The organism is Granulicella paludicola, from assembly GCF_025685545.1.
Taxonomy (GTDB): domain Bacteria; phylum Acidobacteriota; class Terriglobia; order Terriglobales; family Acidobacteriaceae; genus Granulicella; species Granulicella paludicola.
Window position 1 is genome coordinate 137,818 of record NZ_JAGSYC010000021.1, and the last position, 24,056, is coordinate 161,873.

Below are 24,056 nucleotides of genomic sequence, written 5' to 3' on the forward strand. Positions count from 1 at the left end.
TTACTTGTCGCGAGCGCTGTGTGTCGACACCTGATCTACAATCCAACGATGACCCCGTTCAGTCGCTGGCAAAGTAAAAACAAGGTATTCACACGAGCGCTCGTACTTCTTTCGAGCTTTGCAGCCGGCACCGTCGCGACCTCAGCAGCGACTCCGGCACAGAGTGGACTGGCGATCATGGGCGCCACGGTGTTCAGCGCGACCGGGGCTGCGCCACTCAGCGAAACGGTATTGATCAGCAACGGTCGCATCATAGCTGTTGGGTCCGATCTGGCGGTGCCCGCGGGATATCACAGAATCGACGCCTCTGGAGAGGCATTGCTGCCGGGCTTCTTCGACCTGCACACACACTGGACGCCCGGCGGAGTTCCACGTGACACACCGCTAATTGCCAACGCAGATCTAGCAGCAGGAGTTACGACTTCAAATGATTTCAATGCCTCGCCGGAGTCGTTTGAGGCAAGACGGCAATGGCTGTCAACGCTCATTGCGCCGCATGTGAACCTTTGCGGGCGACTGAGCACTCCAGGTGGTCATGGCGCGGACTGGGCCGACACAGAAACGACCAAGTGGGTGAACACACCCGCGGCGGCGCGTGCCGGCGTCGATGCAATCGAAGCCTACAACCCTGACTGCCTGGGCGAGGTGATGACCGATGGCTGGCGTTATGGCACCGCACCCGACATGACCAGCATGAATGAGGATACGATCGCGGCGCTGGTAGACGAGGCACACAAATATCACCTGCCCGTACTCACGCATACAGTGACGGTGACGAAGGGTGCGGAGGCCGGCGAGGCGAAGGTAGACATCATCGCTCATGCCCTGCAGGACCGAGACATTGATGACGCGACTATCGCCGCGATCAAGCAGGGTGGCAGTGCGCTCGCTCCCACGCTTGCCGTGTACGAGCCGAACAAACCCGGCCACAGCGGTGCGCCCTCCGCACAGTCTTTGCGCAAGTGGGATTTTGCGTTGCGCAACACACTCAAGCTCTACAACGCGGGCGTGCCGATCGCGCTTGGTACAGACGCGGGCATGCCCGCAACGTTGCATGGCAAGGCTGCGCTGCGAGAGATGGAGTTGCTGGTGAAGGCTGGCATCCCAGCATCAGCCGCGCTAATTGCAGGCACGGCGAACAGCGCCGGGGCGATGGGAGAACTGGCTGACCGTGGCACGATTGAAGTGGGTAAGCGCGCTGATCTTGTTTTGATTCAAGGCAAGCCGTGGGACGATATCGCCGACGTGGAGAAGATCGATCGTGTCTTCGTTGACGGCAGACTTGTTTCTGGGTCAGGAGCACCGCCCCCCAATGGAGATTTGCCGATGCCTGCGGTGAAGGTGAACGCGCTGATCGATAACTTTGAGCGCGCCGATGGACGCTCCAATTTGAATACCTTGGTGGTTACCAATCCAGATGGTGGGCTCGATCGCAGTCAGGAGATCTTGCAGGTGATTCCACGAAGCGATAGCGACCATGCACTGCTGATGACGGCGAAGATGGCGGTGAAGGAGAACGCGACCGTCAGTGTGATCCTTCCCCTGACAAAGGGTTCTATCGCCCCGGCAGACCTGCGCGCGTATCACGGAGTTCGGTTCGAGCTGCGCGGGGATGGCGACTACGAGGTTGTCTTCAACAGTCTGAAAGGTACATGGGTTGCGGCCGCCTCGGGCTCTGGCTCGTGGAAGACCATTGAGCTTCCTTTCACTGCGTTCCAACATGCAAGCAGAACACTGAAAAATGAAGCTGAGCCGGTCTGGACGGGGAATGACTTGACGGAACTGGAGATCGTCGATCATCGTGCGGCTGGAGCCAGGAGCTGGCTCGAGCTCGACAACGTCACGCTCTATTAACGGCCGCGTCAGAGGTCACAGGTTTGTTGTGGAGAATACGCTGTTGAGCGCTGCGAAGCTTCCTCGTGACAGCGTATTCTTAAGGCGAGGATTTCGATGAATCGTATTGCCCTCCTGGCCACCGCACTCTTCAGCTTCCCTGCCTTCGCGCAGACAAACGCGACATCCGACCACTTCATTCAGGCAAGGCAGGCTGAGGTCGAAAAGATCGCGGAGAGTCTGTATTCCACCCATCTGGATAGCAGATGGACACTACACACCGTTGGCTCGTGCGGATCCTTTACGCACCACGCCTTCGCGAGCTTCGTAACGTCTACGCCTAAGGGAGCGCGATTCGTCGCAATCTACGATCTCGATCACGCAGCAGCGCGATCCGCCGACAGACCATGGGAAGGGGGTGTCCGGCTGCTGCGAGTGAGCGAGTTACCGGGCAATCAGGACGAGGCAGACCTTGTTCAAAATGCCCTGCTTGGTGCCTTCAACCATGCGGTACTGGAAGAGAAGACTACGCGCGGCCGCGAGATGGACCCTGCTGACGAGGCAGTATGCCTGCTCCTCCTTGCAGGTGAGAGTTTGCAGACGACAGACGCTGCGAGGGACCCGGATGCTCTTCGCTCGACCAAGCCTGTAAAGGTCAGCAGCATCCTCATCCCACTCGCGGCCAGTGCTGGCACATCCCGCACGGCATCGGTCTTGTTCAATCCCGACGGCACGATTGCTGCAGCAAGCTTGCTGGTGCGCCGAAAGCCGAGCGAAGTTGCCCCACAGTGATGACGTTGGTTTGTCTATCGGGACCGCATCTCTTACACTTGTAGGTACATCAAGAGTTGAGCGAAAGGCTCAACGCCAACCTGCTCCCGAGCAAGGTGGCGTCCCACGTGGGGAGATGCGGCCGTCCGGCAACCAACGGGATCACGTCGCAGATCACTACAGCTCATGATGCAGATGTTGATTGAGAGGCGTGACCATCGATGACCGATTTTCCCCAGCAATTTGCGAGCGACAACTACTCCGGCATCTGCCCTGAAGCGTGGGCAGCTATGGAAGCAGCCAATCACGGCCATGTGGCGGCGTATGGAGATGATCCATGGACGGCGCGGGCGTCGGATGCGTTCCGTCATCTTTTCGATACCGACTGCGATGTCTTCTTCGCGTTCAACGGCACGGCTGCAAATTCGCTGGCGCTGGCGTCGCTGTGTCAGTCTTACCACGGAGTGATATGCGCGGAATCTGCACATGTGGAAACGGATGAATGTGGTGCGCCAGAGTTCTTCTCCAACGGATCGAAGCTGCTGGTGGCGAAGAGTGAGGATGGCAAACTGTCGCCAGCGTCGATCCGCGATCTCGCCACCAAGCGACAGGATATTCACTATCCGAAGCCTCGCGTGGCGACGATTACGCAATCGACCGAGACGGGACTGGTGTACACACCCGAGGAGGTGCAGGCCGTCTCCACTGCCTGCAAAGGGCACGGGCTGAAACTGCACATGGATGGAGCGCGGTTTGCGAATGCGTGCGCTAGCCTGGGCTGCTCACCTGCCGAAGTGACGTGGAAGAGCGGCGTGGATGTGTTGTGTTTCGGCGGCACGAAAAATGGCATGGCGGTAGGCGAGGCAATTCTGTTTTTCGATCGAGCACTTGCACAGGACTTCGACTATCGCTGCAAGCAGGCAGGTCAGCTCGCGTCGAAGATGCGGTTCCTCGCAGCCCCATGGGTAGGCATGATCGAGAGTGAAGCATGGCTGACCAACGCCGCGCACGCGAACGATTGCGCACTCTACTTCGCCGAGCATGCCAGAGAGATCAAAGGTATTGAGGTCTCCCCCGTAGTTGAGGCGAACGCGGTCTTCGTGACGGCAGCAGAGGAGGTACTGGCAGCTTTGCAGGAACGAGGCTGGAAGTTTTACACCTTCATCGGCGGTGCCGCGCGCTTCATGTTCTCCTGGGATACGAAACGTGAACGCATCGACCAGTTATGCAACGACCTGCGCAGCGCTGTAGCGGAGACACTCACCGCCGCGGTGCGGTAGGCGATGCGACTGCTTGGCTTTTGTCGCCTGAGCCTATCGGCGTCAGGCGACAAAAGCGCTGCTAAATCCCGCAGAACGAAATGCGGCCATTAAATGTTGAAGAACGTATTCAAGAGTTGAAGTGGCTGCCGGTAGCCTCCGAGTTTTTTCCGCAATCAAGACGCACTTTACGAACTGAATCAGACTTTGCACGGTTGCGAGCTGTTCCGTATGCCACGACTGAACGCGTCTGAGACTTAGCGACAGGCTGTCGACGTAAACAGTACGGGCAAGGGCCGCTTACTGCGTGGTGTGAGATGTACGAAAATCGCGTTAGCCCATCCAGAGCGGAGTACGGCTAGAGAGGGACTATTCAGCCATAAACGCCTTATGTTCAGGGTTTATGGCGGGGACGACGGGGCTCGAACCCGCGACCTCTGCCGTGACAGGGCAGCGCTCTAACCAACTGAGCTACGTCCCCAAGCTGTTTTGCAACAACTGGATTTTCGTCACATAGAACGATCCGCTATGTAGCGGACATTTTCATTCTATCTTGTCTTCCGCTCAGACTCAATCCGCGGGGAATACCGCCGGATCAGCCATCGCCTCAACAAGACTAAGTCTATCAGAAGTCGGGCAACATGAGAGAGCTGCCACCTTTCAGCCTGTGCAATTCTTGCATGCCAGGTATCAGATAGCCGCAGAACGGAGGCAGGACAATGCTGTGTTCGTGACTGGGACGGATGAGCGATATCAGAGTGTCACCACTTTATGTTGTGGCATGTGCTCAAAGGGCCTGCAAGCAATGCCGGAGTAGAAACCGACAGAGAAACTATTTCCATAACTACTCATTTTTCCTCTACAATTTTGCGGAAGACTTGCCGAGGAATCATGCTGCATCTACGCTTTCAACTCCCTGCTCGCGGCCTGAGTGCCGAGTTCCTACTGAAGATCGTGCTGCTCTCTGCACCTCTGTGCACAACAGTCACTATGGCAGCGCAGAACACTGCCAGCTACACATGCAGCAAGGCTCGGCACGGTGAGCGCCAGTTGACAGCAGCCACACGTTACGGCGCCAGTTCCGCAGGCTGGGACCTGCAAGCCTCTCCGGGCATCGACTCTTCCGCGTGCAGCAGCGACGCTCCTTTCTTCTTTTCTATCGCAGAGCCCGATGGTAACTATCAGGTGACAGTAGTGCTTGGCGGCAGCCAGCCTGCAGATGTCACCGTAAAGGCCGAATCCCGGCGACTGATGGTCTTCCACGCCGTGTTGGCCGCGAAGGAATCGCACACCTATGTCTTCAACGTCAACGTACGCAGCGCTCCCATCGCCGGCAACCCAGCCAACAGCGTCAAGCTCAAGCCACGCGAGATAGGCGCGCTCGACTGGGATGAAAAGCTGACGCTAGAGTTCAACGGTCGGCATCCGAGTGTGCGCTCGATCGCTATCAAGCGCATCAACCTGCCCACGCTTTATATCGCGGGCGACTCCACCGTTGTCGACCAGGATAAGGAGCCATGGGCGGCGTGGGGGCAGATGCTGCCCGTCTTCCTTAACCGCAACATCGTCGTCTCCAATCAGGCTGAATCCGGAGAGACGATCCGTAGCTTTGTAGGCGAGCGTCGCCTGCCCAAGATCATGTCCACGATCCAGCCCGGCGACTACCTGATGATTCAATTTGGCCACAACGATCAAAAGCCCGGCAACGGCTACGTGCCCGCCGAAACGATGTTCAAGGACATCCTCCACAGCTACATCGATCAGGCGCGGGCCCACGGCGCGACCGTCCTCCTCGTAACGCCGATGAATCGCCGCAACTTCGATGCCGATGGCCACATCAAGCAAACCCTAGGCGACTATCCGCAGGCCCTCCGCGACGTAGCCACACAGGAAAAACTCGGCCTCCTCGATCTAAATGCCATGAGCAAGACCTTGTTCGAGGCCCTCGGCCCTGAAGGAACGCTTCACGCTTTCGTTCACTACCCGGCCAATACCTTCGCAGACCAGAAGGACGAATTGAAGGACGACACGCACTTCAATGCCTACGGAGCATATGAACTCGCTCGCTGCATCGTCCTGGCCATTCAACAACGGCACCTCGTGCTGGAAAAGTATCTGGTGCCGCACATCCCTCCGTTCGACCCAGCACAGCCTGATCCGTTTGAAGGCTTCTCGATGCCTGCAAGCCCATTCCTCTCCAGCGCAACGCCGTATGGCCGATAATTCCAACGTGTGTCGCCTTGGCGCAGGTCACAGCCATTGCGACATACGCTGGAATCGCCTACACTTGTTTTAGACGTTCGGTGTGACAACGGTCAGACCTGCGGTTACGAGTGGGCGGATAGCTCAGTTGGTTAGAGCACCTCGCTTACACCGAGGGTGTCGGGGGTTCGAGTCCCTCTCTGCCCACCACTTTTTTGCGTAGCGCTTTCGCCAGAGAGTGTTCATACAGAGAAAGCCTGAGTCTAGTTACGCCGTCTTATTCCAAAATCTGACAGGCATCGTCTCCCTAGTGATAAAAACTAGTCTGCGCTCTCAATCCTTGACGATCAAGCGAACCGATCTATCCGGTTTGTAAATTACGTGAACTCTGCAAGGGATCTCAGATTTAGAGAGATTCGACTCTGTTTCCAATAGCTTTCGCTGCATCTTGAGTGATTTTTCAGCGGTTTGAGTCGCTCTAGCCCGGGTTGTGGAACGGAGCTTCATTCCTGGACGGTCATTCTGTTTTACGCCAAAAGAAACACGCGCCGATGTATCTTTCTCGCGACCCCTGTCACTGCAATTTAATGCAGCGCGATACACCGTCGAAGAAAAGAGCTTTGAGATGAAATCGTAATTACGTCAGGTGAGTAGGCGATCGTTTCATTGCAAATTTGTAATTTTCTAGAGATTTGTCCGCATCGAACTTATTTTGAGACTCAATCAGATAGAAGAAATCGGACAGCGGCTTTGATCGCTCGGTGGCTGTAATCGCTCTTGGTGGCTGTATAAAACGTTCTCAGCCCCCTCCGAAGTCGGCACAGAAAAGGCAATTCCCTGTCTGCCCAAATCCATCAAAATCAAAGACCAGATTTGCCCATGTAGCAATTCCGACATCTTCACCGGAACGCGGGGACTTGTGATGGGCATCAAGTAGATCGCAGACTGTTGAGCAAAGTTCGTTCGCGGGCAGGTCGGCATTCCATAGCATGCAAGGTCCAGACGTACACTGCGATTTAGGGCACCCACGATCATCGGCTTCGTTCTCTTTACCGAGATGGCCAAGGGCACGGTCTCATGTCATGATGCACTCAATCAGCAAGATATACTGACATCCACATCGCTTCACCTCTATAGAGCTAGCACGGCAGCCATACAACCTGGATAAGGAATAAGAGCATGAGAACAAACAGCGGGGTGATGACTGCCAATAGCGAGCACAACCCCCATGGAGACGGCAGGTACATCCCGATACTGGATGGTTGGAGAGCCGTAGCGATTCTATTGGTGCTCGCCTTCCACGGCATTTACAATTCCGACATCACTGGGTACAAGCACCTGCAACTGGTTAGCCCGTTGGTGGGGCGAGTCGGTGCGATGGGCGTGTTAATCTTTTTCGCCATCAGCGGGTACCTCATTACGCAGCGCCTGCTCGTTGAAACTGTCGCTCGCGGTAAGTTTTCCATCCGAGAGTTCTACATTAAGCGCGTCTTTCGCATTCTGCCTCCACTCGCTGCGTATCTCTTTGTCATAGCCGTCCTCTTTGCTCTCGGAGTCATCCGACTGCAGGCCAGGGACCTAACGGCGCTCGTATTTCTTACCAACTACATTCGAGGCACCTGGTACACCAGCCACTTCTGGTCGCTGTCGGTTGAAGAACACTTCTATCTGGTCTGGCCTGTATGCGCCTTCCTGCTGGGATGGCGCCGAGCCATGTGGGTTGGTTTCGGCGTGATCGCTGCGGTTGCCATCTGGCGTCCGTTGGCATTGCGACAGGTGTCAAACCCTTCGGATGTCGCTGGAGTACTCCAGCACACTGACATGCGCATCGACTACATCATGATGGGCGCAGTGATGGCGCTTCTCATCCATTTCTATCCTGTGGTACTACCTGCCCTGAAGAAGATGGGGTCAATATATGGTTTGACTGCGCTCGTGCTGCTGCTCTGGCTCTCCACTCGAAACGCCTCGGTCGACATGCGGTCAGTGCAAGCGGTTATTTTCACACTCATGGTTTGCGTTTCGGCCCTTGCCGATGCAAAGCTGCCGCGCCTGCTTCTGAGCAACCGACCAATCCTCTTTCTAGGGAAAGTTTCCTACAGCCTGTACATCTGGCAGCAACTCTTTCTCGCGCCCACGACGCTCTCGGGGTGGAACTCGCCAAAGATGCTCCCTTTGAAGTACTTGGCTGCATTCGTTACGGCATACATCAGCTACCGTTTTATGGAGAAGCCGTTCACTCGCTATGGGCGCTCCATCGTGACTCGGCAACAAGCCCAGCGTCAAGCAGAGGCAAACAACACCCAGCACTCTTCATGCAGACGCGACTAGCCTATGCGCTGAAACCGTAGAGAGCTGGTAATATACCAGTTTCAAATAACGTTCTCCGCAAACGCCACCCTTAGAACGGCACACGCAAGCCAAAATTTCCGTTTTGCAGGGAACATGACCCTGAATATGGCATCGTTATTATTAACGTATGAAACTTGATCGAGCCTTGGCGTGGAAACTCTACGCATTCGCGCAGTTCGGGCTCCCGTTCCCGCTGCGGAAGCCACGGACAACGATAGAAAGACTGCGGCTGAGGTCATTGCGTTCTCGATTCGAACGCCGGAAGCATCTTTGGCAGCGAAAATGTCTTTTTATGTTTTTCGCCTGTTCCTATCCCTTCGCGATCGGATTTGAAACATGGCGAAACCTAAGCTTCCTGAAACAATCCCATCCAGAAGCTGGGCTGGGCGAGTGGCTGCGAATGTATTGGTTGGCTCTGGCCAACAACGTTCCACCGGTGGAGTATGTCCTTTACGGATTTATCGACCGAAAGCAGAAGGCCATGGCGAGCCAATACCTCTACTGGATAGACGGGCCGGCAGTTCAGTATCTGAATACCGTGCGTGGCGCCAACAATGAAGACGTTCAGGACAAAGCGCGTTTTGCTTCCATTTGCTCGAAACATGGGTTGGCGCATGTTGAGTATCTGGGTATATTCCGGCGCGGTGAAGCTGGACCCGGTCTGGATGTTCTATCGGCTGAAGAGTTGTGGGTGAAGCCGCTAAGCCTATCGGGAAGCGAGGGCGCAGAGCTCTGGTCCAAGCGATCAGAAGGCTACCAGGCAAGTGGCGGAAGGGTTCTGACGCGAGAGGATCTGTACGAACAACTCAGCAAGGGAGACTTTTTGCTGCAACAACGGCTCAAGAACCACCCCGCGCTGTCTGAGATGACAGACGGACGAATCATGACGCTCCGTGTCATTACTGCCCTTGGAAGAAACGGTGAAGTGGCGCTATTGGGTAATTACCTCTTGTTACCAACAGGTCCTGGCTTGACCACGACGGGGGGGACAGCTGTTTGCCTGCGATGGGAAGACGGGCGCATGTTACGGCGGCTTGGACAGCCAGGTTTGCGACCAGAAGAGCTTGGGGAGACTGGCGATGTCATTCCCTTCTTTGCGGAGGCCGTCGAACTATGTCGAAGGGCGCACGCCACTGCATTTCAGCGGTTTGTGACTTTGGGTTGGGATGTAGTTTTCACATCGGAAGGTCCAGCTTTGCTGGAGACAAACTCAGGATGGGGAACTTTGGAGTTGCAGCAGCTTTGGGGACCCCTCGGCCTTACCTCGCTTCCTTCGCTGATCGAACAGGAATGGGCGAGCGCAACGTCGCGACGATTGGTATAGATCGGCTGCCTGTATACAGTGCCCATGTGAAAGGATTCGAAAAATAAAGATGCGACTGATCGCTGGAATCTTGATGCTGAACGGTGAAGGGATATCTACTGAAACACTCCATCTCATGTGTGACGCCATGCGTGCTCCGGCAGATCGCCCCGCCCACGCTCGCGCTCGCGTAACTGTATGGCAGGAGGGTCCAGTAGGACTCGCCGTGCTGGATTCAGACGGCCATCCCGATTCTCTTTCTAAAGGACATTCCGGATATGTGCTCGCGGGCGATGTGCGATTGGATGAGCGTGCAGCCCTCCAACACGAACTACGAGTAGCGACGTTGAGCAATGCGGAACAAGATGAATCCAACCCAGCTAAGGCGAACGCTGCCTTGACCGTGGGAGCGATCGAACGTTGGGGAGAAGAAGCCCCGCTGAAGCTTCTCGGAGACTTCGCCCTAGCAGGATGGAATCCACAGTCAAGAGAATTAATGCTCGTGCGCGACCCGTTGGGAATCAGACCCATCGTATACGCGTGGCAACCTGGCAAATTCCTCGCCTTTGCTTCCTTTCCAATCGGCGTCCATGCCTCAGGCATGGTGCCCCGAGAGCTCGATACGACAGCTCTGATCCATGCGTTCTTTATGCAAAGACAGCCAGGCGAAACGTATTCAGCAGGAGTCAAGGAACTTATACCGGGACATACACTTCGTGTCCGCTGGTCGGGCTCGGATAGCGTGATCCGACTACGTCGCTACTGGCGACCAGAGTTGGGGAAATATCGGCACAAGAGTCCGGCGGAAGCGGCAGCAGAGCTGCGTCAATTGATTATTTCAGCCGTTGAAAGCCGGGTTGAGAGTACTGAAAAAGGCAGCGTAGCAGCTCATCTCAGTGGCGGCTTGGATTCTTCCGCGCTTGCCGTGATCGCCAGCAGAAAACTTGTGTCCGAGGGGCGAAAACTACTTGGCTACTCCTTTCTGATGGAGCCTCAGGAAGGCGTCCTTCATGATGACGAATCCCCTTACGTGGAGGCGGTCCTCGCGCAGGAACCACAGATTGACTGGATGCCAATATGGCCTCCAGACCCCATCGGATACTTGTATCAACACACCGACATCGATTGGGGACTGAGTCTGTGGGATAGAGATCCTGAGAACAGGGTGTGCGCGGATGCGAGTGCCAAAGGTGCGAACCTCATTCTCTCGGGCTGGGGCGGGGACGAAGGCGCGACCTTCAACGGGCGTGGCGCTTTGGGAGACGCCTTTCTCCGTGGGCGTTGGGGATACTGCCTACGCGAGATCGAGGCTGCTAAGCATTTGCGTGGCTTTTCTCGCAGATCAACGCTGCGAAGCGAGATCTTCGGTCAGGTAACGCCACTTTGGTTGACTCGGATGCTGGGACTGCGAGGTGATATCCGCGAACTCGCCGCATCATGCATGGCGATGTTAGCGAAGGATTCCGTATCGGCCGCGCAAGATCTTCCATGGACCTGGACGGAGATAACACCGAACGTTCGCCAGAATCAACTCAATCTTTTGAGAAGTCACCATCTGGCAGTACGCGCAACAAATTGGGCCTCTATAGGCGCCCGTTACGGCCAAGCCTTTACCTTTCCACTACTGGACAGGCGAGTTGTAGAGTTTGTGCTATCGCTACCCGCTGAGTGGCACATGCGCGAGGCACGCAAGCGAAGGGTCTTTCGGGATGCAATGGAGAACATTCTCCCCGAAAAAATCAGATGGCGCTTCGATAAGATGTCCCCGTTCCCCACAGCAGTCGGCACATTGCTTAAGGAATCACCGGCGATACTGAAGAGCGCAAATCAGCTCGCTAAAGTGCCGTTAGTGCTGAAAATCTTCAACATAGAAGCGGCATGCGCGGCCATCGTTTCGGCACGCAAGTCTGGCGAAGAGGATAGCTCGCTATTTCTGAGCGCAACACGAGCCCTCGATATGGCGCGCTATATCGAGGAGCACTTTGCCAAGTGATTTGATGACGCCGTACCAGTAGAAATCGAGAGTCGAATGGCCCATGACCTGAAAGTTTTCCCCCTATTTTCCCATTTCGGGAAACGAAAACCACTATAGTCACACGTTCAATTGACCGTAGGGAGAGGATGAAATATTTTTCAAATAGGCGGCAAAAGCACGATAAGCCTGCATCGTACTCGACTACAAGGAGATTTACATGAGCCACCCAGCGACCAATTCCCCGCAGGCACGCGCACAAAAGCAGTCTTGGAGTAAGCCAATACTAACCAGCCTCAGCTTGGGCGACGCTGAAGCCACAAAGACGCTTGGTGTCGGCGAAGTTCTCATCTCAGGCATCAACTATCGCCTTGCAGGTGGCTCTTAAGAATTGCGCTGCGGCTTGAAACAAAAAAGCTGCGGCAAATAGTAAATAGTTAACTAAATGTTGCGAACGGCGGGCAATGGCATCTTCTGCATTTCCCGCCTTTCACAGCCCACAACAGTCAAAGAACTCTGCCCTCCCAGTTTGCGCCTTAGTAAAGGCGGGCTAGTGCTTTCGTCTTCATTTGACCAACGGATATTTTATGCCAACAGCAATTTTTAAGGCGGAGCATCTAGAAGGGCTTGTACTTGTTCACTCTGAGCACTGTATTGAGGCACGCATTGGCGAGGAAGTGGTAATGATGGACGCGGAACAGGGATTTTGTTTTGGCCTTGACACGACCGGTTCATTCATATGGGAGCAACTCAAAACACCAATCTCGGTCCCGGCCTTGATCCAGAGCTGCAGCGATCATTTTGATGCCCCCGAAGGCACAATTGAAGAGGACGTCAAACAGCTCCTACTAGAGCTATTGGCAAAGAAGTTAATCATCTCGAGTGTATTTGAGTGAAAGTGCCTCACTCGGCTCCAGGTACGCAGTACGGGCCTTACTATGTATGCGGCTGGAAGCTCGTTTCAGCGACCCCTCTTCCTGAGCTGCTACCGTGGGCTGGCGATGACCGTGAGCCTGACGTAATTGTCGATTACGACGAAATACTTCCGGACGTGAGAGAGACGGCGTTTGAGCTTTTAGAGCACGACACGCTCCGCATCAACTTCGAAGGCAACGTATCAATCGACGTGCCGAAATCAGGCGCGTGCCTTCAAGTTCACATGGCCCAAAGTAGCGACCTTCTCATGGTTCGCAATTATCTCTACGGAACTGGTCTCGCGGCACTTTGTTACCGGCATGGGCTTTTACCCTTGCATGGCTCCGCTGCACGGGTGGGCGATGAAGCAGTCATCTTTTCCGGTGATAGCGGCGCAGGAAAGTCCACGCTGGCAACGGCAATGGCTCGACGGGGACACCGTCTGCTGAGCGATGATGTTTGCCCTTTCGATTTTTGTGGCGTCGGGCCTCGTCCACTGCTTCGTTCTGCGTTCCCACGCGTCAAGTTGTTAGCCGACGCAATCGAAGGTTTCGGCTTCGGGAAAGGGACCGTGTACACGGAGTCCCCACGCGGAACAAAGGGGCACTTCGGGATGGTGTCTGTATACGCGGAGGAAAGCATCTCAAGCCTGCCAGTGTCCGCCATCTATATGCTGGGCGAATCGAAGGATGAGGGAATACGCGCGCGGTCGCTCCAAAACCAAGAGGCCTTCCGGGTAGTCGGGGAACAAATCCACAGATCGGGAGTCGGAGAATTATTGAACCTGCGGGGCCAGACGTTCAGCCAGCTCGTAAAGCTTATCTCCTCTGTTCCGATTTACGTCTTGGAACGCCCCCGAGGCTTCGATCTCCTTGATCGCACAGTTGACTTCATCGAAAGTCAGCACGCAAATGAGGGTCGAATACCGTAAGCTTATTGTTGCTATGAGCTTGCGCCACCGAGTTCGCCTCCTTCCCCTAGCCGCCGAAGCATCCTGGTGGCTAGGCGTAACATGGCTTTTGGTGGATCTTTTTCCAGGGCATCTCTACCTCCGATTGTTACCACCAAAGCGGACCCCGTTACCTTACGAGGCACCCGACTCCCTCCGCCCGGATCCGAGAGTACACAAAATAGCGAACGTGGTAAAGTTCATCTCGAAGCGGCTTCCTGTTCGCTCCGTGTGCATCCATCGCGGCATTGCTGTAGACAGGATGCTGAGGAGCCGCGGTATCCAACGAGTAATGCACTACGGTGTGCTTCGCGAAAACGGTGCTCTCAAAGCACACGTATGGATTACCTCGGCAGGTTTTGGGATAATTGGCACCCACGAAGCTGCACCATATACGGAGGTCGCGCAGTTTGTTGAGGTACCTCAGAGTTCCCTTTCTGTCTTCCTGACCGCTACAGGCATCGAACAGACTGACCCTGGAGAGTGACCAGAACCACGGGTAGCTGAGACAGAGTTGCGGCCGGTAGAGAACGCCGTACACTCAAGAGTCAGGCGAAGACACTAACACCGATTACGCCTGCGAGAAAGAATGGGGCCAAAATTCAGATGTTGTTTCCGGACTTTCCCAGTCACTTCCGACTCATGCTGTTCTCGGCTCGGGTGCCGCTCACGGCATCTGATCAGGAACAAATCCTAAAGACACTTGATGAACCTATCGACTGGGAGGAATTTGTTAGAGTTGTTTGTGTTCATCGGGTCGCTCCTATTGTCCTGGGTGGGCTGAAGTTAGCGGCACCGGAGCGCATCCCGAAGACTGTCCTCCGTACCTTCACCAGGATCACGCAGGCGAACTCCAAGCGTGTGGTGCAAAGCACTCTCGAGACGCAGCGCATCGCAAGGGCTCTTCAGCAGCAGGGCTTCCAAGTGACCGTACTCAAAGGTGCATTGCTCTCCGAACTCATCTACAGTGATCCGTTCCGGCGATATTCGGTAGATCTGGACCTTATGACCTCCGATCAGGACCTTGATCGACAGATCCTCTGTATGAGCGACTTGGGCTACGAGCTCGTAATGCCATCCACAAAGCTCACGCCACGTCGGCTTCGTTCCTACAGTCGCTATCGGAAGGATTTTTCATTCAAGCACAAGCGATCCGGTGTCATGGTCGATCTACATTGGAGACTTTTCAATAACGTCGAACACAAGGCCAACCTCCTAGCTCAGAGTTGCGTTCCGATGAAGGGAAAGCTCTTCGGCGAGGGCTGCTACATGTTGGCCCCCGTGGATCAATTCCTTTATTCCGCTGCACACGGAGTTTCGGATGCTTGGATTTACCTGAAGAGCCTTATTGATTTTGCGGCTTTCCTGCGCCGACTGACGCAGTCGGAACTGGAAGAAGCGATCGTCCGTGCAACGAAGCTGGGCCTACTTCCACAAATAAGTTCAGCCATCCATCTGGCACAAGCTTGGGTCGGAGCTCCGGCGGTGAATGCGCCGTTGCTTCTAACGAGCGACGCTTTCCATCAATCGATGTATCGGCAAGTCGTGGATGAATTGCTCAAGACCGAATTCGCACCAAATCGTCTCGATATCACCTTCGCGACCGAGTTTCGTTTAGAACAACACCTCGTGCCAGGCTTGAAGGGTACCCTCGAGATCATGGGGCGATATATCTTTCGCCCCCGCGTCTGGTCGACTATGGATCTACCAGATACACTTTTTGGCTTCTACGCGATTCTTGGCCTGCTGGTTCCACCCCGTATGAGTAGAGCTGCCCGTTCTGAGGTCTATCGGGGCATCGAAGCCTAACCTTCTGTGTGTCAATCACCTGCTCAAGACCAGACTACAACTAGACGGATTCAAACAACGCCCCGTTCTTGCATCTCCACTTTTGACTAGGTTGTGAGCCAACTCCTTGACTTTGTGGCACATGTCGCTTACCGTAACATTCGAGTGGGGTCAATCTTTGCCTATTTAGAATGGACACCAGGACAGCCAGGCGTGTAGAAAATCAGCTTTTGTTTGAAACGATTTCCCCGCTTGTACCAAGTTGCCTCCGCAAAAGTATAAACTGCGTATCTTCCGGAAAACATCGGTGAATACATGTGATGCGTACAAGCCATGTAGCATTTCTTTACGATTGCTGCGAAGACTGGCTCATCCGCTCCCCGTTTCAAATCTGTCAATCTTGTGACTGCCAACGGAGGATATGTGCCGGTCCTTTCGATCGTTGTACCGCTTTTCAATGATTGGATCTCCTTCGTCACCTTGGTGACGAAGTTGGATGAGTTTGCCGCAACATGCCCGTACAAGGTCTGCATCCTCGGCATCGATGACGGCTCCAGTGAGCCGGTCGAACCCTTCCTGGGTGCGGTGCCCGACTTTGCCTCGCTTGAGTCTCTTGAGATCGTGCATCTTGCAATCAACGTCGGCCACCAGCGGGCTATCGCGACCGGCTTATGTGTCGTCGTCGATGATGCGGCAAGTGACGCTATCGTTGTAATGGATGGCGATGGCGAGGATCCACCCGCAGCCATCGCTTCGCTGCTGGCTGCGGCCTCTAACCCAGGACGTTTCTATGTCGTCGCTCAACGTCGTCGTCGCACAGAAAACCTGACGTTCCGGCTCTCTTATGTTGTGTACAAGGTCATGTTCTCGCTTGTCACCGGCAAGAAGATTAACTTCGGCAACTTCTCCGCGATGTCGATGAGCAATGCTCAGCGACTGGTTCTCGTTTCAGAATTGTGGAACAATCTTCCTGCGGCTGTTCTTCGTTCCCGAATTCCAATCTCCTTCTGCCCCGTGGACCGCGGCTATCGATACGCTGGCCGATCGAAGATGAACTTCGTTTCACTCATCGTTCACGGCATGAGTGGCATCTCGGTCTACGCTGATGCAATCTTCGTCCGACTGCTGGTATTTGCCATTCTGCTGGCCGTTTCTACCGGTGCCGCGATATGCGCCCTCCTCGTGCTGCGACTATTCTTCCCAACCCACGCAACGCCCGGTTGGGCGACTACCGTAAGCTTCGGAATGTTGATCATTCTTTTTCAGGTCGGCTTCACGGCACTCTCGTCGAGTTTGATCCTCCTCAATGGTCGCGTCCAGCGGGAGATCTTACCGATTCACGACTACAAGCCCTATGTCTCCATGAGGCGCCAGGTTTTCAAACGAAGTTAGCAGCCTAGCCATATGACGAGTCCAAGCGCCGCCACTATACGTAAGAAAAGGTAGAGAAGCCCACGCATGAACAACGTTGTGATCAAAAGACTTCAAAGCGTCCTTCCTACTCTCATTTGCATTCTGGCATTGCCTGTTTGCGCAATCTGGGTTCACCCATGGGTTGAGCTCGGCATCGTTGATGACTGGTCCTACATTCAGACTGCCAGAATCCTCGCAAATACCGGCCACATCGCCTACAACGGCTGGGCGACGGCCATGCTTGGATGGCAGCTGTATGTAGGCGCTGCGTTCATCAAACTCCTGGGTTTCTCCTTTACCGCACCTCGACTGGCAACACTCGTAGTTGCCATGGCAACTGCCGGTTTAGTGCATCGTGTCTTTACTCGATTGGGAATCTCGGCTTGGAACGCCGCTGCCGCGACACTTGTCCTTTTGCTGTCTCCGCCCTTTATGGCTGTCACGTTTAGTTTCATGTCAGACATTTACGGGATGCTGGTTTCGATTGGCTGCTGCTACTGTTGTCTCCGGGCGCTGCAGTCCTGCGACCAACATCGTTCTACCCTGTGGGTGTGCACCGCTGCAATATCTACAGCGGTGGGTGGAACAGCACGCCAAATCTCTTGGCTGGGTCTACTTGTGATGGTTCCATGCACAATTTGGCTACTCCGGAAGAATCGTTCTCTCGTATGGAAAGGCACACTAGCTACGCTTGCCGGCATCGCTATGATGACCGCCTCTCTCCGCTGGTTCGATCAGCAGCCGTACATTATCTCCGAGCATCTTATTCCGAGTGCTTGGCCTGGGACACGGTATTTTGTTATCCACTCTGTCCCATACTTCATACGCCTCTCTGTCGGCGAACTACTACTGCTAGCTATGCCGCTGCTTTTAGTGTTCGCGCCTGCTCTTTTCCGCTCTAAGCTGACTAAGATCGTCGCGACTGGCTGGCTCCTTTTCAGCCTCACAGCTTTGCTTTACATACATAAAACACACGGAATCGGCAAGCTGGCGGCTATATCCGTCCCCTATATGTTCAACAATCTTTGGTACACAGGGATGGAATATTTTCCATCGTACCTCGGTAGCCAGCCGGTGCTGCTGACTACCGGTGTGCGTGTAGCTCTCACTATATTTCTGATCTTGGGCGGGGCCGCCTTGATTTCTACGCTGTGGCTGTTCGTGCAAAAGCAAAGTCAATTAGCGAAAGCAAGACCAGACCACCTCTCGCTTGACATGCGAACAGTCAGCATACTGTTGCTACCCTGCGCTATGGCTTCTCTCTTGATCCTGATGCCACGCATGTTGAGCCCAGGCTTGACAGATCGCTATTACATTTTCCCTGAGTTTGTCCTTCTCGCTTTTGCAGCACTGATCCATCAACAGACATTTGGGCGTCAATTCCCTATCGCTGTTTGGGGTCTGATCTTAGCTGTGGCCATTATTGACACAGCGGGACTGCGTGACGCATTTGCTCTATTCCGTGCGCAGGACAAGTTGTTGAGCGAACTTACATCTCAAGGTGTTCGGCGCACTGCCATCGATGGCGGTTCTCAGTACAACGGCTGGACGGAAACTGAAGTCACAGGACATCTGAGCGACCCAAGAATGATCAATCCCCGCTCTACAGCTCTGCCACCTCCGGAGATTACAGAGGATGATCCTTGCCACACTCGCTTCTTACAGCTAACCCCGTCGATCCATTCCCAATACGTTGTGTCTTTCGACCCGACTACCTGCGGAGGTGCGTCACGATTCGCACCTGTTGTCTTCCACACGTTCTTTGGCCCTCATGTCAGAACGCTATACGCCGTCAGAGTTCCCCCGGAAACCAATCAACAGGTTGTCGCAGCATTTCACAATCCCGAGCCATTAGTAACGGCTCGGAGGTATTCAGCGACCACGTTGACCGGCAGGAAACGCTGCAGATATGTGGATCGACGTTGCTCCAGGGCTTCCAAGGACTCGCGATCTGCAAGTAGATTCCGCGCCTCAAGAACACTCCGAGCCAGGGCGAGCACATCTCCTTCGGGAAATGTGAGGCCGCAGCCATCGATCGCCTCAGCTAGGCCACCCTGCTGACTGCCGATCGGAATACATCCACATGCGATCGCCTCAATGGCCACAAGTCCGAATGCCTCGGGAGGCCTTGAGGCCGATGGCATCAGCAGAATTCTGTGCTGATTCATCGTGCGTGCAAGAACAGCTGGAGTTTGTGGACCCCTAAAGTGGATAAATTCCTGCTGCCCGTGTGCTAAAGCTTGCCGACGCAATTCTTCTTCGTCCTCGCCACGACCAACGATGTCAAGGTGGAAGGGCGCACGACCGACATCGGCAAGCTCGCCAGTGTTTAACGCTGCGACCGCGTCGATCGCCACACTGCACCCTTTAGCCGCTGTCAGGCGCCCGACGAAAAGCAGATTATCCGAAACGTCATCGACCGGTAGCCTCTTGAAGACTTTATCGTCATAGGGGTTTTGAATTAGTCCACAAGGTACCCCCTGGGTCTGCCGAAGGTACTCACTGACGGCATACGGCCGAATCTGCTTCAACAGAAACAGCTTGAGTCGGCTGGCCCGGGTCGTGTCGTTCTCTCGAAGCATCGGTGTGTGCATCACGCTGATGAGGGCCTTCGATTGAAAAGGGCCCGGAAGGTGCAGTCTACCAAGCAAACGTCCAAGATACAGCGGCCATGTTAGTCCCAGCGTTATGTGGGACTCTATGACCGCATCCGCCTGACGGAATACTCGATACAGAGTTGAGCGATCAGGCCGGCGGAGGACCGTGTACGGCACATCAAACACGCCTGCATCATCCTGGGTCATGGTCAACACCGTTACTCGGTGACCGAGCAAAGTCAGTTGCTCACAGAGAATCCGAGAAACCGTCTCGACACCGCCGATAGACGGAGCAAACGCATGCGCAACAATTACTAGGTTCATTCGAGCTCCCTGCATCGCTTGCGCCCAGACAGAGCCACCGCTCTCTTTGCCACGAGCTTTTCAACCAGCCAAATTAAGTGGACGAGGGTTTGCAGCATACTTGCGAGCCTCGCGCCAAGCTGACCGAGCCGCTGCGGCAGCTGCCTTGCCGCGAGCGTCTCCACGAAGGATCGCGAAAGCTTCACGAACGATGCCAGGCATATCACGGATTCCGATCAACCGTGCCCATGCCAGAGCAGCAAAACGTTTCCACCCTGGTTTGCGATCACGCAGGAACGAAAGATAGAAGTTGAATGCGGCATTCTCGAGCGCGATCATATTGCGCTGGGCGCGATTGTCCTCATCGAAGCGAACAGCGACGTAGTGATCTACGAGGATTGCAGGATCGTAAACAACCTTCCAGCCTGCACGATCAAGCCTGAAGCAAAAAGCAAGTTCCTGAAAAACCTGCGCACCCTTCCCATGAAGGTCCGTGGCGAAAGGTTGTTTTCCAGCAGCCTTTGTGCGCCAACTCATGTTCACACCTTTCAGATGATCTACCTCGCGCAGAGGTCCGGCGCCAGCGTGGTGGTTGCCAATGAACCTTCCGTAGGGCATGATCCGTCCCACGATTTGCGTAGAGCCGGTAGGAATGTCTCCTCCGGCGCGCAGGATATCCCTGCCGCCAACCGCGCCAATGAGATCGTCCGATAGGAAAAGCTTCTCTATTCGTTCCAGCCATTCAGCCTGCGGTACGGCATCGTCGTCCGTAGCCGAGATGATATCGCCGTTTGCAGCCACACAGCTCGCGTTCATTGCAAACACCTGGCCCGGACGACCCAACATGACCGGTCGCAGCGGCAGTCTTTCTTTCCAAGCCCCAAGTAGTGCAAGAGTCTCACTATCGTCTTCGCGCACTGCGATGACGACCTCATCGGCTCGCCGAGTCTGCGATTCAATCCCTGCGAGGCATCTCTCAAGATAATCGGGCCGCTTATACGTCGGAACGAGTACTGTCATCAACATACTGAAGTAGTTTTCTCCAAACAGAGCACGTACTCGTAACCGGTGCAGATTCACAGTTGCGCCTTCGAACACTTCTGGCTCTCCTCTAGATGATACCCTCAATGGAAAATGAATGAAGATATCAGTCTCGGATGAATATCCCCCACCAGCAAGGCAAGACCGGAGTTTCCCCATCAAAGCCTGACCTTGCTTTGGCGGCCAGGCCGCGCTCTTTCGTAACACTGGATGCGTTGCGTGGCATCGCAGCTATACCGGTGATGTACTCCCATACTGCGCGCGCCTACGGAACCCTGCTCGTATTTCCGCACGCGCATATGGCCGTCGATTTTTTCCTGCTGCTAAGCGGTTTCGTTATGACCTATGTCTATCAACAGCGGTTGGACGCCGGCTGGCGGACGCGAGACTTTCTCCAGGTCCGCGTTCTCAGGCTCTATCCGTTGTATTTTCTGGGCTTGCTGCTCGGAGCGGCTTTCCTTGTGCTGCAGAATCGCTACGGTAAGGTTCATCGTCCGTTGGATCTGCTACTGGAACTCTTTGTGCTTGGCCTGTTCTTCTTGCCCACGCCGCCGATGCCATTGCTACCCCGCGCACCGCTGGCAATGTATCCCTACAACAGTCCCGCATGGTCGCTTTTCTTCGAGATCGTTGCAAATCTCTTCCATGCGCTCTTTATGCGACGCCGTAGTCTGCGCATTCTGATTGGTTTTTGTGTCGTCATGGCGATAACCCAGTTCTTTGAAGCGATGCGCTGGAACGGATTTGACATCGGTTTTAGCCGCCAGGACTACCTACTCGGCATGGGAAGAATGCTCCTTTCGTACCCCTTGGGTGTAGTTCTATATCGCCTTTGGGAGAAAGGCCGAGGCCGCATGTATGCTCCCCCCTGGCTGATCGGCCTGGTATTGGCGGCGCTACTTGCAGTTCCGAACTTTAGGCAAAATGGGCTGTTCGAATGGGTAACGGTCGTGGCCATCTTTCCACTGCTCCTATGGTTTGGAGCAAATTCTCAGCCAACACCAAAGCTCGTGCGTCCAGCACGCTGGCTCGGAGCCTTGAGCTACCCCTTATACATCCTTCACGCCCCACTGTTCGCCTTCTTCGAGCAAATCTGGACTCACCTAAGTCACCGCCCAATGGAAGTGGCAGCACCCTGGCCTGGCCTGCTCTTCCTGGCGCTGGTCATCCCGCTGACGTTCTGGATCGGAGAGAATTATGACCCGGAAGCTCGCAAGTTGCTACAAGCTCGCCTGCCAGTACCCAAGCAAATTAAACGGGTCGAACGGAGCCCCTCACCGTAATCTTTCACCTGGACTCACCGAAGCGGTAGTTTCCCGTCACGTCGCAGCGCCTCCGCAAACTGAGCCGATGTAGCTGGTGTAAAGTGATGCATATCAAATAGGAGCGGGTCACCGTTGTCAGCGAAAATGGGGCAACCGTTGGACGTATGCCATACCGCTTCACCCGTTGCTCCAAAGCGGCCTTCGCAGAGCTCTTCGAAGTAAGAAACAAAAGAGATATGCCAGGAAAAGTCAGCCTTTTGACGCATTTTTGTATCAAGTGACACATTCTCTGAGATCATATGTGTCGATATGTAGTCGGCACTCGAACGCCCTCCTTTTTGATGACGCAAATTCGCGATGATGAGAGTGGGAAGGGGAATGTCGAAGCCAAGGACAGGCCCCAAAAGCATAACGGGTATATTCAGTCGGTGATATAGCTCAATCTCCGGGGTTAGTTTTGTGAGCGAGCTGCCGTCCCACATCGCTGCGATAATCACCGCATCCGGTCTATGAGACGGATACCAGCTATCGTGAAGAAAGTGCCACATCGCGTCGCAATTACTCTGATAACCCGGCAAATCCCTCAATGGCGTCTCATCATACGGCAAGCAACTGGCTGCGGTCGCTTGCTGGATATTTAGTTCGGGAAATGTGCGGATGAGCCCCGGATATAGATGAGCAGCGGTACTATCTCCGAGGAGAAGGTAGTTTTTTTTACCGCTCACGGATTTGAGACATACGTCCTGTCGAAACGCTGAAGGTGAATCGGAGGGCAGCAAGAAGCACTGATGCGCACGCCAGGCAGCATCAGTATCTAGGCTCAGAAACGCGCCGACTCGCGCTATCTCCGGTCGAAGGCGGGACGGTGCACCTTTCGCTCGAACGGCCATTCCGCATATGCAGACCAACATTGTTGCACAAAGGCCATTGATCCAAAAGAGCGTTCGACGATTTGGCTTCCATCGTCCTTTACGAAACGGCGTCTCTACCAACCACCACGACAAAGCCGCAATCAATAAGGAACTCGAAAGTATGCAGAGTTTGGTGTTTCGATGCCACGAGGGGTACGGCGACAGGATCAGCGTCGTATTTTGGAACACATAGATGGGCCAGTGCCATAGATAAAGTGAATATGAGATCAAACCCACAAAGCGGAGGGGAGGAAGAGCGAGAAAGCTTGCGGTCACCGAGTTGCCCACCTGGCCGGCGGCAATGATCAACACAGCGCCTGCGCAAGGCAATACCGCAGCAAACCCTGGAAATGGAGTTGTTGAGCTAAAAAGAACGCCGGCTGAGAGAATGGCAATGAGCCCTGCGGCCGCCGCCAGTTCACGCCCTAGTCGGCTACGAAGCGATCTGATAGGGTACTGTGAAATCAGCACGCCAATCAATAACTCCCAAGCACGAAGTGGAGACCAGAAAAAAGCGGTACTGGGGCTCACATGCACAAACCAGATGGCCAGTGCGAGTGTCAGGCCTGTCAGTGCCCATAAGGTCCCTCTCAACTTGCTCGGCATCGACCGAAAAATAAAATATAGAACTAGCGGCAGCAAGAGGTAAAACTGCTCTTCTACTGCAAGCGACCACGTGTGCAGAAGTGGTTTGGTAGCACTCGGTGCGTCAAAATAGCCACCTTGACCCCAGAAATAAAAATTTGAATATGATCCAAGGGCCGCGAAAGCTGATTTTGAATAATCAATCAGCGAACTTGGCATCAGGTAGTACCAAGCCAGAGCAGTGACGAAGAACAACATAGCCAACAGCGCTGGGAAAATTCGGCGAACGCGTCGCTCATAAAACGCGGCCAGCGAAAAAGCGTCGCGGCGAAACTCAGCAATCATAGAAGCGCCGATTAGGTAGCCAGAGATGACAAAGAAGACATCGACGCCGACATACCCACCGTCGGCGTGCCGAAACTGGAGGTGATTAAGGACCACCAAAAGCACGGCGACCGCTCGCAATCCATCAATATCTCCCCTGTAACGGGGTGCGATGTGCTCGGCGATTGGTGGTGAGATATTTTCCTGATGTGCGTCCAACAATAGTTCCCCTTTAGGAGGCGAAGACACTTTGATAGTACCGTCAGCCGGTGC

17 protein-coding genes, 2 tRNA genes and 1 riboswitch are annotated in these 24,056 nt (G+C 54.6%); of the genes, 15 read left to right on the forward strand and 4 right to left on the reverse strand.

What is annotated here, in order from left to right; all coding sequences use genetic code 11:
- Nucleotides 1-48: 48 nt before the first annotated feature.
- The 3 genes from OHL14_RS05050 (at nt 49) to OHL14_RS05060 (ending at nt 3,884) form a co-directional block, all read left to right on the forward strand.
- Entirely contained in the window at nt 49-1,854 is a 1,806-nt protein-coding gene (locus OHL14_RS05050) for an amidohydrolase family protein (protein WP_263378236.1), read from the forward strand.
- A gap of 96 nt (nt 1,855-1,950) precedes the next feature.
- Nucleotides 1,951-2,625 carry a hypothetical protein gene (locus OHL14_RS05055; RefSeq protein WP_263378237.1) on the forward strand — a complete coding sequence of 225 codons (675 nt, stop codon included), beginning with the start codon at nt 1,951-1,953 and terminating at the stop codon, nt 2,623-2,625.
- Nucleotides 2,626-2,666: 41 nt separating this feature from the next.
- Nucleotides 2,667-2,771, forward strand: a riboswitch (SAM-I-IV-variant riboswitch).
- Between the two features lie 54 nt (nt 2,772-2,825).
- Entirely contained in the window at nt 2,826-3,884 is a 1,059-nt protein-coding gene (locus OHL14_RS05060; protein WP_263378238.1) for a threonine aldolase family protein, read from the forward strand.
- A 383-nt stretch (nt 3,885-4,267) separates the two neighbouring features.
- Here the strand turns inward: OHL14_RS05060 and OHL14_RS05065 are convergent.
- Nucleotides 4,268-4,344: transfer RNA gene (locus tag OHL14_RS05065), tRNA-Asp, on the reverse strand.
- 410 nt (nt 4,345-4,754) lie between these two features.
- Between OHL14_RS05065 and OHL14_RS05070 the strand changes: the two genes are divergently transcribed.
- The 11 genes from OHL14_RS05070 to OHL14_RS05115 all read left to right on the forward strand — a co-directional run bounded on the left by OHL14_RS05070 (nt 4,755) and on the right by OHL14_RS05115 (nt 16,736).
- Nucleotides 4,755-6,086 carry a rhamnogalacturonan acetylesterase gene (locus tag OHL14_RS05070; RefSeq protein WP_263378239.1) on the forward strand — a complete coding sequence of 444 codons (1,332 nt, stop codon included), beginning with the start codon at nt 4,755-4,757 and terminating at the stop codon, nt 6,084-6,086.
- Between the two features lie 112 nt (nt 6,087-6,198).
- A tRNA-Val gene (locus OHL14_RS05075) sits at nt 6,199-6,275 on the forward strand.
- A 969-nt stretch (nt 6,276-7,244) separates the two neighbouring features.
- Nucleotides 7,245-8,396 carry an acyltransferase family protein gene (locus OHL14_RS05080; protein WP_263378240.1) on the forward strand — a complete coding sequence of 384 codons (1,152 nt, stop codon included), beginning with the start codon at nt 7,245-7,247 and terminating at the stop codon, nt 8,394-8,396.
- 148 nt (nt 8,397-8,544) lie between these two features.
- The gene (locus OHL14_RS05085) at nt 8,545-9,741 is read left to right on the forward strand and encodes a sugar-transfer associated ATP-grasp domain-containing protein (protein ID WP_263378241.1); all 1,197 of its coding nucleotides are present in this window, start codon (nt 8,545-8,547) and stop codon (nt 9,739-9,741) included.
- A gap of 205 nt (nt 9,742-9,946) precedes the next feature.
- Nucleotides 9,947-11,713 carry an asparagine synthetase B family protein gene (locus OHL14_RS05090; RefSeq protein WP_263378242.1) on the forward strand — a complete coding sequence of 589 codons (1,767 nt, stop codon included), beginning with the start codon at nt 9,947-9,949 and terminating at the stop codon, nt 11,711-11,713.
- 199 nt (nt 11,714-11,912) lie between these two features.
- The gene (locus OHL14_RS05095) at nt 11,913-12,080 is read left to right on the forward strand and encodes a hypothetical protein (protein WP_263378243.1); all 168 of its coding nucleotides are present in this window, start codon (nt 11,913-11,915) and stop codon (nt 12,078-12,080) included.
- Nucleotides 12,081-12,279: 199 nt separating this feature from the next.
- Nucleotides 12,280-12,588 (forward strand): PqqD family protein, encoded by a 309-nt coding sequence (locus OHL14_RS05100; protein ID WP_263378244.1) that lies wholly within the window; start codon nt 12,280-12,282, stop codon nt 12,586-12,588.
- Between the two features lie 155 nt (nt 12,589-12,743).
- Nucleotides 12,744-13,538 carry a phosphoenolpyruvate carboxykinase (ATP) gene (locus tag OHL14_RS05105; protein ID WP_263378245.1) on the forward strand — a complete coding sequence of 265 codons (795 nt, stop codon included), beginning with the start codon at nt 12,744-12,746 and terminating at the stop codon, nt 13,536-13,538.
- Between the two features lie 13 nt (nt 13,539-13,551).
- On the forward strand, nt 13,552-14,043 hold the full coding sequence (locus OHL14_RS20190) for a lasso peptide biosynthesis B2 protein (RefSeq protein WP_396270920.1): 492 nt from the start codon (nt 13,552-13,554) through the stop codon (nt 14,041-14,043).
- Between the two features lie 155 nt (nt 14,044-14,198).
- Entirely contained in the window at nt 14,199-15,365 is a 1,167-nt protein-coding gene (locus tag OHL14_RS05110) for a nucleotidyltransferase domain-containing protein (protein ID WP_263378246.1), read from the forward strand.
- Nucleotides 15,366-15,767: 402 nt separating this feature from the next.
- Nucleotides 15,768-16,736 carry a glycosyltransferase gene (locus tag OHL14_RS05115; RefSeq protein ID WP_263378247.1) on the forward strand — a complete coding sequence of 323 codons (969 nt, stop codon included), beginning with the start codon at nt 15,768-15,770 and terminating at the stop codon, nt 16,734-16,736.
- A 1,856-nt stretch (nt 16,737-18,592) separates the two neighbouring features.
- Here the strand turns inward: OHL14_RS05115 and OHL14_RS05120 are convergent.
- Nucleotides 18,593-19,678 (reverse strand): glycosyltransferase family 4 protein, encoded by a 1,086-nt coding sequence (locus tag OHL14_RS05120; protein WP_263378248.1) that lies wholly within the window; start codon nt 19,676-19,678, stop codon nt 18,593-18,595.
- A 60-nt stretch (nt 19,679-19,738) separates the two neighbouring features.
- Nucleotides 19,739-20,857 carry a glycosyltransferase family 2 protein gene (locus OHL14_RS05125; RefSeq protein WP_263378249.1) on the reverse strand — a complete coding sequence of 373 codons (1,119 nt, stop codon included), beginning with the start codon at nt 20,855-20,857 and terminating at the stop codon, nt 19,739-19,741.
- On the opposite strand from OHL14_RS05125, the gene OHL14_RS05130 reads away from it, so the two are divergent.
- Nucleotides 20,815-21,981 (forward strand): acyltransferase family protein, encoded by a 1,167-nt coding sequence (locus OHL14_RS05130; protein WP_263378250.1) that lies wholly within the window; start codon nt 20,815-20,817, stop codon nt 21,979-21,981. The genes OHL14_RS05125 and OHL14_RS05130 overlap by 43 nt on opposite strands.
- Nucleotides 21,982-21,995: 14 nt before the next feature.
- Here the strand turns inward: OHL14_RS05130 and OHL14_RS05135 are convergent, their stop codons facing one another.
- Entirely contained in the window at nt 21,996-24,002 is a 2,007-nt protein-coding gene (locus tag OHL14_RS05135) for an acyltransferase family protein (RefSeq protein WP_263378251.1), read from the reverse strand.
- Nucleotides 24,003-24,056: the final 54 nt, after the last annotated feature.